We start from the raw sequence: 12,897 nt of genomic DNA on the forward strand, positions 1-12,897 counted from the left end.
CCGCTTACACCGCCTGCTCGTGATGCGAGGCGCGGGAGGCCAGCGGCAGCCAGCAGAGCACAATCAGCAAGCCCATAAGCGTCATCAGCAGCCCGAGGCTGGCCTGTCCGTTTTGCGGCATCATCGCCGAGAGCCAGGCCAGCGCGCCGGAGCCAATATTCTGCAGGCCTCCCACCAGCGCCCCGGCGGTGCCCGCCAGGAACGGGAAGGGCTCCATCGCGCCGCTGGTCGCCAGCGGGAATAGCATCCCCGCGCCAAAGAAGAACAGCGCGGCCGGGATCAGCAGGGTCCAGACGTTCATCACCCCGAACAGCCCCGGGATCCACATCATCAGCCCTGCCAGCAGGCAGCTCACCACCGACTGCCACATCAGGGTGGTGAAGCGTTTATTGGCGCGTCCGGCAAACCAGGCGCCGAAAAACGCCGCCGGGATCGGCAGAATAAACAGAATACTCACCACCATGCTGCTGAGGCCCAGCCCGGCACCCAACAGCACGCCCGAACTGGCTTCGAACACTGCGATGCCCGCCAGGCCGCCCACCAGCATCAGCACGTAGCAGTTAAAGGCCCCGTTGCCGAAGAGGATTTTGTAGCTGGTGAGTAGTTTGGTGCGCGGCGCTTCAGTGGGCCGGGTTTCCGGCATCCAGCGCGCCATGCTGAAGGTAACGATGACGCACAGCACCAGCAGGAAGCCGTAGCAGGCGCGCCAGGACCACATGGTGTCCAGCAGGCCGCCAATGAGCGGGGCGAGCAGCGGGCTGACCAGAATGCCCATATTCAGCAGGCTGTTGGCATGCCGCAGCTGGGTGCCCTGATACATATCGCGCGGCAGGGTACGCGCCATCACCCCGCCGACGCCGGTGCCAACGCCCTGCAACGCGCTGGCGGCAATCAGCACGCTCAGGCTGTGGGTGGTCATGGCAATTACCGTGGCGATCATAAAAATCGTCATCCCGACCAGGATCACCGGACGGCGACCAACGCGATCCGAGAGCGGGCCGTAGAACAGCTGCGAGACGCCGTAGGTCAGCAGGTAAGCGCCCATCACGCTCTGCACCGCGCCTTCACGGACGTTGAGTTCCTTCGCCATATCCGCAATAGCCGGGATATAGATGGTTTGCGCCATCTGACCGACGGCGACCAGCAATACCAACATCAAGAGTAAATTAACGTTCCGCTGTCTTTTCATGTCGCTGAATACTTTTGCCAAAAGAGATAAATAAAGAATAAGTGACTGCGCATTCCCATAAATGCGCGAGGAATCTACCACAGTGAGATGGCAAGTTAAGCATTGCGATGATGAATGGAAAACGGCAAAAAGGCAGGATTAATAAACAAGAACGGCAACTAAAGTTGCCATAGGATCGGGCCGGACGCTGCCGGCCCGTTACACTGTGCAGAATAACCGGTGCGTGACGCGCGGTTCATCCGCGACCAGCGTAAAGCCAGCCCGCTGATAGAATGGCCAGGCGGTGTGGGGCGCATGGGTATTGAGAAAATCGAACCAGATGCTGGCATCGGCCATCACCACGGCGAGCAGTTGCCTGCCGATACCCAGCCCACGACAGCTTTCGCTGATATAGAGATGGCGGATACGGCCAGCCCGCGGCTGCTGGCTGAACGGATCGCGGTTTAGCCCGCAAATCCCCACCAGTTTGCCGTTCAGAAACGCACCCAGCAGCTTTTCACCCGGGGCGTTAAAGCGATTTTCACCCCGCTCCCAGTTCTCTTCCAGCCTGCGCAACATATTGAAATTGAGCGCGGTGCTCTCGGCTTTCAGCGCGATATAGCCCGGCTCGTCCGGCGTGACAGGCTCAATTAATAAACGCAACATAGCATTCCCTCGTTATTAAAGAGGGGCGGTTTCCCGCCCCTCTCTGGTGCGGCTTGAACCTGAATCACTTAACGTATTTCAGGACAGCATCAAGCAGTTGCAGTGCTGCAACAATGAGTTTGAGGATAAGTACAACCATATCCACTACGCTCATACGCGTCTCCTCTGGTTAAGGAGCACGATGCTGGCGTACCTTTCCGCCGCCTGTGGCCAGCACCTTTGTTGACGTAACACAGTGTGCTCAGTTGGGGAGTGGAGGCGCTGACGGCACCACCCGTTTCAGCCAGGACTTCGTTGCGCCGGTGTACTACGAGCGGCTCCCCTCGCACCCTGTGAACACACCCAGTATAGATAAATACTGTATATATGAACAGTAATTTATGGACAAAACGTGAAGCGGGAGCCATACTCAAATGCGTCAAAATCCGTGCCGTAAATTGCGCGTTCCCGTGCGATCGCGTATACTTCGTGCGTTGACGTAACACAGTGTGCACTGCGGTCACCAGCCGCAAACGCTGTAAAAAAACCTCGCTTCGGCGGGGTTTTTTGTTTTCATAACCCGACAAGCGAAACGTGATCCCTGACGCATTTTCAGGCAGATGAAAATAATTCCGTTGTCACGCCTGACAACCTGTGCTTGTATAAATCCACTCAATGATTCCAGAGACAGGTCTCCCATGACTGCATCCATGAACACCGCGACCCTACTAAAAACTGCGCACCCAGCCGCAGTGGTCGTCGTGCGTGTGGTGGTGGTCGTCGGCAATGCGCCGTAGGGACTGGATCAACACACGATTCCAAACCCCGCCGGCGCAAACCGGCGGGGTTTTTGTTTAAAGCCCCCCGGAAAGTCGGCCCATAAGAAGGACTGGAGCATGGCAAGTTCGGGCACAACATCACACAAGACGCGTTTCACTGGTGCGCAGTTAATCGTTCATTTGCTGGAACGTCAGGGCATTACCACGGTTGCGGGTATTCCTGGTGGGACGGTACTCCCGCTGTATGACGCCTTAAGCCAGAGCACGCAGATCCGCCACGTGCTGGCGCGTCACGAGCAGGGTGCAGGCTTTATCGCGCAGGGTATGGCGCGAACCCAGGGCAAACCGGCGGTCTGTATGGCCTGTAGCGGGCCGGGCGCCACCAACCTGGTCACCGCCATCGCCGACGCGCGTCTCGACTCTATTCCGTTAGTCTGCATTACCGGCCAGGTGCCGGCCTCGATGATCGGCACCGATGCATTTCAGGAAGTGGACACCTACGGCATCTCTATCCCCATCACCAAGCACAACTATTTAGTGCGCGATATCAGCGAATTACCGCAGGTTATCAGCGATGCGTTCCGTATCGCCCAGTCCGGTCGTCCGGGCCCGGTGTGGATAGACATTCCTAAGGATGTGCAGACCGCTGAAATTGAGATCGACGTGCTGCCGGAGCCCGGCACTCGCGCGCCATCGCCAGCCTTCAGCGCAGACAGCGTGCGTGAAGCCGCTGCAATGATTAACGCCGCACAGCGCCCGGTGCTCTATCTGGGCGGCGGGGTGATTGATGCGCCAGACGCGGTGCGCGCCCTGGCAGAAAAAGCCAGCCTGCCGACCACCATGACCCTGATGGCGCTGGGCATGCTGCCAAAAGCGCACCCGCTGTCGCTGGGGATGCTCGGCATGCACGGCGCGCGCAGCACCAACTTTATTCTGCAGGAGGCAGATCTGCTGATCGTTCTCGGGGCACGTTTTGATGACCGGGCGATCGGCAAAACCGAGCAGTTCTGCCCGAATGCCAAAATCATTCACGTGGATATCGACCGCGCGGAGCTGGGCAAAATCAAGCAGCCGCACGTGGCGATCCAGGGCGACGTCAACGAGGTGCTGGCGCAGCTGCTGCCGCACATCGACGCCACCCCGCGCAGCGCGTGGCATCAGCAGGTAAGCGGGTTACAGCAGGAGTTCCCGGGTGCCATCCCGACCGAAGGCGACCCGCTGAGCCACTACGGGCTGATCAACGCCGTGGCCGCCTGCGTGGACGACAGCGCGATCATCACCACCGACGTGGGTCAGCATCAGATGTGGACCGCTCAGGCCTATCCGCTGAACCGTCCGCGCCAGTGGCTGACCTCCGGCGGTCTGGGCACCATGGGCTTTGGCCTGCCCGCAGCTGTGGGCGCGGCGCTCGCCAATCCGGACCGCAAGGTGATCTGCTTCTCCGGCGACGGTAGCCTGATGATGAACATTCAGGAGATGGCCACCGCGGCCGAAAACCAGCTGGATGTGAAAATCATCCTGATGAACAACGAAGCGCTGGGGCTGGTTCACCAGCAGCAGAGCCTGTTCTACAAGCAGGGCGTGTTTGCGGCGACCTATCCGGGGATGATTAACTTTATGCAGATTGCCGCCGGTTTTGGCCTGCATACCTGCGATCTGAATGCCGAAGAGGATGCCCACGCGGCGTTGCAGGCGGCGATCTCACGCCCGGGCCCGGCGCTGATCCACGTCCGTATCGATCCACAACAAAAAGTCTATCCGATGGTCCCACCTGGTGCGGCCAATACTGAAATGGTGGGGGAATAAGCCATGCAAAAACAAAATGATAACGTCATCCTGGAGCTTACCGTCCGCAACCATCCCGGGGTCATGACCCACGTCTGCGGGCTGTTTGCCCGCCGCGCGTTCAACGTGGAAGGCATTCTCTGTCTGCCGATTCAGGGCAGCGAACACAGCCGCATCTGGCTGCTGGTGAATGACGATCAGCGGCTGGAGCAGATGATGGCGCAGATCGACAAGCTGGAGGATGTGGTGAAAGTGGTGCGCAACCAGTCCGATCCGACCATGTTTAACAAAATTGCGGTGTTCTTCGAGTAAATCACTTAAGGTAAGCGGCTTTGCCGGGTGGCGCTGCGCTTATCCGGCCTACAAGGACTTTACCCGTAGGCCGGATAAGGCGTTTACGCCGCCATCCGGCGCGTTCACGCATCAGGATCCAGCCATGACCACCATCGCCCTTATCGACGATCACCTTATCGTCCGTTCCGGATTTGCCCAGCTGCTGAGCCTGGAGCCCGATTTTCAGGTGGTGGCCGAGTTTGGTTCCGGTCGCGAGGCGCTGGCCGGTCTGCCGGGACGCGGGGTGCAGGTCTGTATCTGCGATATCTCGATGCCGGATCTCTCCGGGCTGGAGCTGCTGAGCCAGCTGCCGAAGGGGATGTCGACCATCATGCTCTCGGTCCACGACAGCCCGGCGCTGGTCGAACAGGCCCTGAACGCGGGCGCACGCGGGTTCCTCTCCAAACGCTGTAGCCCGGACGAGCTGATTGCCGCCGTGCGCACCGTCGCTACCGGCGGCTGCTACCTGACGCCGGACATTGCCATCAAGCTGGCGGCCGGACGCCAGGATCCGCTCACCCGACGTGAACGCCAGGTGGCGGAAAAGCTGGCCCAGGGGATGGCAGTGAAGGAGATCGCCGTTGAGCTTGGTCTGTCGCCCAAAACCGTCCACGTTCACCGCGCCAACCTGATGGAAAAACTGGGCGTCAGCAACGACGTCGAGCTGGCTCGCCGCATGTTTGACGGCTGGTAATGAATTCCCTTTTCTCCCGGCTGGTGGCGGTGGTCGCCAGCTTCTTCATCTTCTCTGCCGCATGGTTCTGCCTGTGGAGCATCAGCCTGCATCTGGTGGAGCGCCCGGAGCTGGCGGTATTGCTCTTTCCCTTCGGCCTGCGTCTGGGGCTGATGCTGCAATGCCCGCGCGGCTACTGGCCGGTGCTGCTTGGCGCCGAATGGCTGATGCTGGCCTGGCTGGCACAGCAAGTGGCGCTGGCGCATCTGCCCTTATTGATGACCGGAAGCGTGCTGACGCTTATTCCCGTGGCGCTGATCTCCCGCTATCGTCACCAGCGCGACTGGCGCACCCTGCTGGGTCAGGGAGCGGCGCTGATTGCCGCCGCGCTGCTACAGTCCCTGCCGTGGGCGGGCGGAAAGGAGATGCTCAACGCGCTGCTGCTGACCCTGACCGGTGGCCTGACGCTGGCCCCGACCTGTCTCGTTATCTGGCACTACCTCACCAGCACCGTCTGGCAGCCGCTCGGGCCGGCGCTGGTTTCGCAGCCGGTGAACTGGCGGGCGCGGCATCTGATTGGTTATGTGCTGCTGTTTGTGGTGAGTCTGTGGCTCCAGCTTGGCCTCCCCGCCGAGCTGTCGCGCTTTACCCCGTTCTGCCTGGCTCTGCCGATTATCGCCCTCGCCTGGCACTACGGCTGGCAGGGGGCGCTGATCGCCACCCTGATGAACGCCATTGCGCTGATTGCCAGCCAGACCTGGCACGATCACCCTGTGGATCTTCTGCTCTCCCTGCTGGCCCAGAGCCTGACCGGGCTGCTGCTCGGGGCGGGCATTCAGCGTCTGCGCGAGCTGAACCAGTCCCTGCAAACCGAGCTGGCGCGCAATCGCCGCCTTGCCGAGCGGCTGCTGGAGACCGAAGAGCACGTCCGCCGCGAAGTGGCCCGCGAACTGCACGACGATATCGGCCAGACCATCACCGCCATCCGCACCCAGGCGGGCATCGTTCAGCGCCTGGCCCCGGACAACGCCGGGGTGAAGCAGGGCGGGGCGCATATTGAGCAGCTCTCGCTGGGGGTGTATGACTCGGTGCGCCGTCTGCTGGGTCGGCTGCGCCCGCGCCAGCTGGACGATCTATCCCTTGAGCAGGCGGTACGCTCCCTGATGCGCGAGATGGAGCTGGAGAGTCGCGGCATCGTCAGCCATCTCGACTGGGATATCGACGAAACGGCGCTGAGCGAAGGCCAGCGCGTTACCCTGTTCCGCGTCTGTCAGGAGGGGCTGAACAATATCGTTAAGCACGCCAGCGCCAGCGCGGTGACGTTGCAGGGCTGGCAGCAGGATGAGTGGCTGCGGCTGATGATTGAAGACGATGGCTGCGGTCTGCCGCCGGGCTCCGGCCAGCAGGGGTTTGGCCTGGCGGGGATGCGCGAGCGCGTGAAGGCGCTGGGCGGTACGCTGAACATCTCCTGCACCCACGGGACGCGCGTCAGCGTCAGTTTGCCGCTAAGGACACAGCATGTTTAAAACCCCCGTCAACGCAGCCCCGATCGGCGAAAAAGCCGAGATCGACGCCCGCTATCGCTACTGGCGTCGCCACATCCTGATCACTATCTGGCTGGGCTACGCGCTGTTCTATTTCACCCGCAAAAGCTTCAACGCCGCCGCGCCGGAGATCCTCGTCAGCGGGGTGATGACCCGCACCGATATCGGCCTGCTGGCGACGCTGTTTTACATCACCTACGGCCTGTCGAAGTTCTTCTCCGGCATCGTCAGCGACCGTTCTAACGCCCGCTATTTTATGGGCGTCGGGCTGATCGCCACCGGGGTGGTAAACATCCTGTTTGGCTTCTCCACCTCGCTGTGGGCCTTTGCCCTGCTGTGGGCGCTGAACGCCTTTTTCCAGGGCTGGGGCTCGCCAGTCTGCGCCCGCCTGCTCACCAGCTGGTATTCGCGCACCGAGCGCGGCGGCTGGTGGGCCATCTGGAACACCGCGCATAACGTTGGCGGGGCGCTGATCCCCATCGTGGTGGGCGCGGCGGCGCTGCACTACGGCTGGCGGGCAGGGATGATGATTGCGGGCGGTCTGGCGATTGTTGCCGGGCTGTTCCTCTGCTGGCGGCTGCGCGACAGGCCGCAAACCGTGGGCCTGCCTGCGGTGGGCGACTGGCGGCACGACGCGCTGGAGATCGCCCAGCAGCAGGAGGGAGCAGGGCTGACCCGCCGGGAGATCCTCACCCGGTACGTGCTGCTGAACCCCTGGATCTGGCTGCTGTCGCTCTGCTACGTGCTGGTCTACGTGGTGCGGGCGGCGATCAACGACTGGGGCAATCTGTATATGTCCGAGACGCTCGGCGTCGATCTGGTCACCGCCAACTCGGCGGTATCGATGTTTGAGCTGGGCGGATTTATCGGCGCGCTGGTGGCGGGCTGGGGGTCGGACAAGTTGTTCAACGGCAACCGCGGGCCAATGAACCTGATCTTCGCCGCCGGGATTTTGCTCTCCGTCGGCTCCCTGTGGCTGATGCCCTTTGCCAGCTACGTGATGCAGGCGGCCTGCTTCTTCACCACCGGTTTCTTCGTGTTTGGCCCGCAGATGCTGATCGGCATGGCGGCGGCCGAGTGTTCACACAAGGACGCGGCAGGGGCGGCGACGGGCTTTGTCGGCCTGTTTGCCTATCTTGGCGCGTCGCTCTCCGGCTGGCCGCTGGCGCGGGTTATCGACACCTGGCACTGGAGCGGATTCTTTGCGGTCATCGCCATCGCGGCGGGGATTTCCGCGCTGCTGCTGCTGCCGTTTTTGCATGCTCAGGCGCCGCGCGAGGCCAGCGAAGCGTGATGCGCCTCACCTTTTCGCCCTGAGTGGCGCAAAACTAAGAAATTTTCCCGGTTCCGCCTGGACGCTGTCTCAGGCGTCACTCCCGACTGATTTTTACAATGCGATAAAAATCAGCTCGGGAGAGAGTTATTCATGCTGGCCTTCTTAAACCAGGTGCGCAAGCCGACCCTGGATCTGCCGCTCGATGTGCGGCGCAAAATGTGGTTCAAACCCTTCATGCAGTCCTATCTGGTGGTCTTTATCGGCTACCTGACCATGTACCTGATCCGCAAAAACTTTAACATCGCCCAGAACGACATGATCTCCACCTACGGGCTGAGCATGACCCAGCTGGGGATGATTGGTCTCGGCTTCTCCATCACCTACGGGGTGGGGAAAACCCTGGTTTCCTATTACGCGGACGGCAAAAACACCAAGCAGTTCCTGCCGTTTATGCTGATCCTCTCCGCCATCTGTATGCTCGGCTTCAGCGCCAGCATGGGCGCGGGCTCGGTCAGCCTGTTTATGATGATCGCCTTCTACGCCCTGAGCGGTTTCTTCCAGAGTACCGGCGGGTCGTGCAGCTACTCCACCATCACCAAATGGACCCCGCGCCGTAAGCGCGGTTCGTACCTCGGGATGTGGAACATCTCCCACAACCTCGGCGGGGCGGGTGCGGCAGGCGTGGCGCTGTTCGGCGCGAACGTCCTGTTCGACGGCCACGTCATCGGCATGTTTATCTTCCCGTCGATTATCGCCCTGATCGTCGGCTTTATCGGCCTGCGCTACGGCAGCGACTCCCCGGAATCCTATGGCCTGGGTAAAGCCGAAGAGCTGTTTGACGAAGAGATCAGCGAAGAGGACAAAGAGACCGAAGAGAACGAGATGACCAAATGGCAGATCTTTGTTGAGTACGTGCTGAAAAACAAAGTCATCTGGCTGCTCTGCTTCTCAAACATCTTCCTGTATGTGGTGCGTATCGGTATCGACCAGTGGTCGACCGTGTATGCCTTCCAGGAGCTGAAGCTTTCCAAAGAGGTGGCGATTCAGGGCTTCACCCTGTTCGAAGTGGGCGCGCTGGTGGGCACCCTGCTGTGGGGCTGGCTCTCCGATCTCGCCAACGGCCGCCGGGCGCTGGTGGCCTGCGTCGCGCTGGCGCTGATTATCGCCACCCTGGGCATTTATCAGCATGCCAGCAACCAGTACGTCTACCTGGCGTCCCTGTTTGCCCTCGGCTTCCTGGTGTTTGGTCCGCAGCTGCTGATCGGCGTGGCGGCGGTGGGCTTCGTACCGAAAAAAGCGATCGGCGCTGCCGATGGGATTAAAGGCACCTTCGCTTACCTGATCGGCGACAGCTTCGCCAAGCTGGGTCTGGGGATGATCGCCGACGGCACGCCGATCTTCGGCCTCACCGGCTGGGCGGGCACCTTTGCCGCGCTGGATGCGGCAGCCATCGGCTGTATCGTCCTGATGGCGATGGTCGCTGTGCTGGAAGAGCGCAAGATCCGCCGCGAAAAACGCATGCAACGTTTGAAAGCAGCCTGAGTGTGCAGGTAACTTTTTGCCCGGCTTGATGCCGGGCTTTTTTACATTCTCACCCCGATTACCTTACCCCGCTTTACACACCCGCTCCGCGCCATGCTCTACAGTGTTATTTCGCTGCCGCCTTTCGCGCAGCTTTAGCCCCTTTGCTAATGGAGAGCTTGCATGTTGACCCGACGATTGTCCTGCCTTGCCCTGCTGGTGGCGCTGGCCTCACCCGCGATGGCGGCCGATACCCCCACCTACGGCGAGAAGCTGGAAGGTTTTGACTACGCCTGGCCGGTGAAACACTTCACCTTTACCTCGCAAAATCAGTCTTTGGATATGGCTTATCTGGACGTGAAGCCGGAAAAAGCCAACGGCCACACCGTGGTCCTGATGCACGGTAAAAACTTCTGCGCCGGCACCTGGGACGGCACTATTCGCGCCCTTACCGCCAGTGGCTACCGCGTGGTGGCCCCGGATCAGATCGGTTTCTGTAAATCCACCAAGCCGGAACGCTATCAGTACAGCTTCCAGCAGCTGGCAGATAACACCCACGCGTTGCTGAAAACGCTCGGCGTCGATCGCGTGACGGTTATCGGACACTCGACCGGCGGCATGCTGGCTACCCGCTACGCGCTGATGTGGCCGCAGCAGGTGGAGCAGCTGGTGATGGTCAATCCGATAGGCCTGGAAGACTGGAAAGCGCGCGGCGTGCCGCATATTACCGCCGACCAGTGGTATCAGCGTGAGCTGAAAACCAGCGCCGACGGCATCCGGCAGTACGAGAAAAATACCTACTATGCCGGGGAGTGGAAGCCGGAATACGAGCGCTGGGTCACCATGCTCGCCGGACTGAACAACGGGCCGGGCAAAGAGCGTGTGGCCTGGAACTCGGCCCTGCTCTACGACATGATCTACACCCAGCCGGTGATCTATGAATTCAGCGAGCTGAAGATGCCGGTATTATTGATGATCGGCACAAAGGACAACACCGCCATCGGGAAAGATCTCGCCCCGCCGGAGGTGCGCAAGACGCTCGGCAACTACGCGGTGTTGGGCCAGGAGACGGCTAAGCGTATTCCGCACGCCACCCTGGTCGAGTTTAACGACATGGGCCACGCCCCGCAGATGCAGGATCCGCAGCGTTTCCATGAGGCGCTGCTGAAAGGGCTTCAGGCGCGCTGACTGGTCTTTAACCGCACGCCAATATTCGCCCGGATGCCTTCCCCGGGCGGATATCTTTTTTCATGACCCCAATCCACTGTTTCTCCGTTCATTAATCCGACGTTGCCTGCTGTCGATACCCGGCATTTCCCGATATCATGCTCGGCTAACCCTAAGGAGAGTTCATGGTCTGGATAATGCTGGCTACGCTGGCCGTGGTATTTGTGGTGGGCTTTCGCGTCATGACGTCGGGACCCCGGCGCGCGATTCGTCGTCTCAGCGAGCGTCTGGGCATTACCCCGGTTCCCGTAGAATCGATGATCGACCAGTTTGGCAAAAGCGCCGGGAATGAGTTTATCCGCTATCTGGAGCGCCCGGACGAAGCGCACCTGCAGAATGCCGCCCAGGTGCTGCTGATCTGGCAGGTGTGCATTGTCGACAGCAGTGAAAACAACCTGCTGAGCTGGTATCGCTTGCTGCGCAAGGCGCGTCTCGCCGCGCCGATCACCGATGCCCAGATCCGCATGGCGCTCGGCTTTATGCGCGATATGGAGCCCGATCCGTACGAGTTTAACGCTTTTCAGCTGCGCTATAACCAGCTCTTCCTGCCGGAAGAGGGGGTCTTCTTCCTGCATTGATATTCCCCGGTGGCGCTGCGCTTACCGGGCCTACAAGACCCGTAGGCCGATGCAAGCTTAGTGCCGCCCGGCAAAAAGTGCCAAAAGTTGTCAAAACGTTAAATGGATCACATTTAAACTGTTAAACTGCGCGGCTTTCCCGCTCATTTTATCCCCAGGTGATGCCATGACAGAACAGATCCAATCCGCCCCTTCGCCCCATGCCAGGGCGGTCTCCCGCCCGAACTGGTCGGCGGTTTTTTCCGTGGCGTTTTGCGTCGCCTGCCTGATTACCGTGGAGTTTTTGCCGGTTAGCCTGCTGACGCCGATGGCGCAGGATCTGGGCATTTCTGAAGGGCTGGCGGGCCAGTCGGTCACCGTCACCGCCTTTGTCGCCATGTTTGCCAGCCTGTTCATTACCCAGGCGATTGGTACCACCGATCGCCGCAAGGTGGTGATCCTTTTTTCTGTCCTGCTGACCCTCTCCTGCCTGCTGGTCTCCTTTGCCGATAACTTCATGCTGCTGTTGCTGGGGCGCGCCTGCCTGGGGCTGGGGTTGGGCGGATTCTGGGCGATGTCGGCCTCGCTCACTATGCGGCTGGTGCCGGCGCGTACCGTACCGAAAGCGCTCTCCGTCATCTTCGGCGCGGTCTCCATCGCGCTGGTGATCGCCGCCCCGCTGGGCAGTTTCCTCGGGGGGATCATCGGCTGGCGTAACGTCTTTAACGGTGCCGCGGTGATGGGGCTGCTGTGCATTCTCTGGGTCTGGAAAGCGCTACCGTCGCTGCCGGGCGAAGCCGCACATCACAAGCAGAACATGTTCAGCCTGCTGAAACGCCCCGGCGTGATGGCGGGAATGATCGCCATCTTTATGTCGTTTGCCGGGCAGTTTGCCTTCTTTACCTACATTCGTCCGGTATTTATGACCATGGCCGGGTTTGACGTCGACGGCCTGACGCTGGTGCTGCTGAGCTTCGGTATCGCCAGCTTTGTCGGCACCTCGCTGTCGGCGCAGTTCCTGAAACGCTCCCTGAAAGTGGCGCTGGCAGGGGCGCCGCTGGTGCTGGCAGTCAGCGCCGCCGTGCTGATCCTGTGGGGCAGCGACAAGTGGGTAGCCTCGGCGATTGCGATTATCTGGGGCTTTGCCTTTGCGCTGGTCCCGGTAGGCTGGTCGACGTGGATCACCCGCTCGCTTGCCGATCAGGCTGAAAAAGCCGGGTCGATCCAGGTGGCGGTGATCCAGCTGGCGAACACCTGCGGCGCGGCGGTGGGGGGCGTTGCGCTCGACCATCTGGGACTGACGTCACCGCTGGTCATCTCCGGCACATTAATGCTGATGACTGCGCTGCTGGTGGCGGGGAAGGTTAAAGCGCAATAAGTGTTTGGCCC

General features: G+C 60.8%; 13 protein-coding genes. 10 read left to right on the forward strand and 3 right to left on the reverse strand.

The annotated features are described in order from the left end of the window. Positions 1-4: 4 nt before the first annotated feature. The 3 genes from emrD to tisB form a co-directional block, all read right to left on the reverse strand. Complete coding sequence (gene emrD, locus ACP4QI_RS00115) at positions 5-1,189, reverse strand: multidrug efflux MFS transporter EmrD (protein WP_156262599.1); 1,185 nt, start codon at positions 1,187-1,189, stop codon at positions 5-7. Between the two features lie 198 nt (positions 1,190-1,387). Continuing rightward, positions 1,388-1,834, reverse strand: a complete 447-nt coding sequence (locus ACP4QI_RS00120; protein WP_426495971.1) for a GNAT family N-acetyltransferase — start codon at positions 1,832-1,834, stop codon at positions 1,388-1,390. 64 nt (positions 1,835-1,898) lie between these two features. Next, positions 1,899-1,988 (reverse strand): type I toxin-antitoxin system toxin TisB, encoded by a 90-nt coding sequence (gene tisB / locus ACP4QI_RS00125; RefSeq protein ID WP_039032257.1) that lies wholly within the window; start codon positions 1,986-1,988, stop codon positions 1,899-1,901. A 523-nt stretch (positions 1,989-2,511) separates the two neighbouring features. Here tisB and ivbL point away from each other — a divergent pair. From ivbL to nepI, 10 genes are all read left to right on the forward strand, one after another. Beyond that, a complete protein-coding gene (gene ivbL / locus ACP4QI_RS00130) occupies positions 2,512-2,610 on the forward strand; it encodes an ilvB operon leader peptide IvbL (protein ID WP_103824263.1) in 99 nt (32 codons plus the stop codon). A gap of 99 nt (positions 2,611-2,709) precedes the next feature. Beyond that, the gene (ilvB, locus tag ACP4QI_RS00135) at positions 2,710-4,398 is read left to right on the forward strand and encodes an acetolactate synthase large subunit (protein WP_231313371.1); all 1,689 of its coding nucleotides are present in this window, start codon (positions 2,710-2,712) and stop codon (positions 4,396-4,398) included. Positions 4,399-4,401: 3 nt separating this feature from the next. Then, complete coding sequence (gene ilvN, locus ACP4QI_RS00140; RefSeq protein ID WP_039032259.1) at positions 4,402-4,689, forward strand: acetolactate synthase small subunit; 288 nt, start codon at positions 4,402-4,404, stop codon at positions 4,687-4,689. Positions 4,690-4,813: 124 nt separating this feature from the next. Next, a complete protein-coding gene (gene uhpA / locus ACP4QI_RS00145) occupies positions 4,814-5,404 on the forward strand; it encodes a transcriptional regulator UhpA (protein WP_142487683.1) in 591 nt (196 codons plus the stop codon). Further along, on the forward strand, positions 5,404-6,909 hold the full coding sequence (gene uhpB / locus ACP4QI_RS00150) for a signal transduction histidine-protein kinase/phosphatase UhpB (protein ID WP_142487684.1): 1,506 nt from the start codon (positions 5,404-5,406) through the stop codon (positions 6,907-6,909). Before uhpA ends, uhpB begins: the two co-directional genes overlap by 1 nt. Continuing rightward, complete coding sequence (locus ACP4QI_RS00155) at positions 6,902-8,221, forward strand: MFS transporter (RefSeq protein WP_426495970.1); 1,320 nt, start codon at positions 6,902-6,904, stop codon at positions 8,219-8,221. Before uhpB ends, ACP4QI_RS00155 begins: the two co-directional genes overlap by 8 nt. A gap of 132 nt (positions 8,222-8,353) precedes the next feature. Continuing rightward, positions 8,354-9,745: a hexose-6-phosphate:phosphate antiporter gene (gene uhpT, locus ACP4QI_RS00160; RefSeq protein ID WP_285129384.1), complete on the forward strand. Its 1,392-nt coding sequence runs from the start codon at positions 8,354-8,356 to the stop codon at positions 9,743-9,745. A gap of 162 nt (positions 9,746-9,907) precedes the next feature. Continuing rightward, complete coding sequence (locus ACP4QI_RS00165; RefSeq protein WP_426495969.1) at positions 9,908-10,912, forward strand: alpha/beta fold hydrolase; 1,005 nt, start codon at positions 9,908-9,910, stop codon at positions 10,910-10,912. Positions 10,913-11,076: 164 nt separating this feature from the next. Beyond that, the gene (locus ACP4QI_RS00170; RefSeq protein WP_106995594.1) at positions 11,077-11,529 is read left to right on the forward strand and encodes a DUF1198 domain-containing protein; all 453 of its coding nucleotides are present in this window, start codon (positions 11,077-11,079) and stop codon (positions 11,527-11,529) included. A 166-nt stretch (positions 11,530-11,695) separates the two neighbouring features. Beyond that, entirely contained in the window at positions 11,696-12,886 is a 1,191-nt protein-coding gene (gene nepI / locus ACP4QI_RS00175; protein ID WP_142487689.1) for a purine ribonucleoside efflux pump NepI, read from the forward strand. The last annotated feature ends 11 nt before the right edge of the window (positions 12,887-12,897 follow it).

Source organism: Leclercia sp. TB492, assembly GCF_049974505.2.
GTDB classification, from domain to species: domain Bacteria; phylum Pseudomonadota; class Gammaproteobacteria; order Enterobacterales; family Enterobacteriaceae; genus Enterobacter; species Enterobacter adecarboxylatus_C.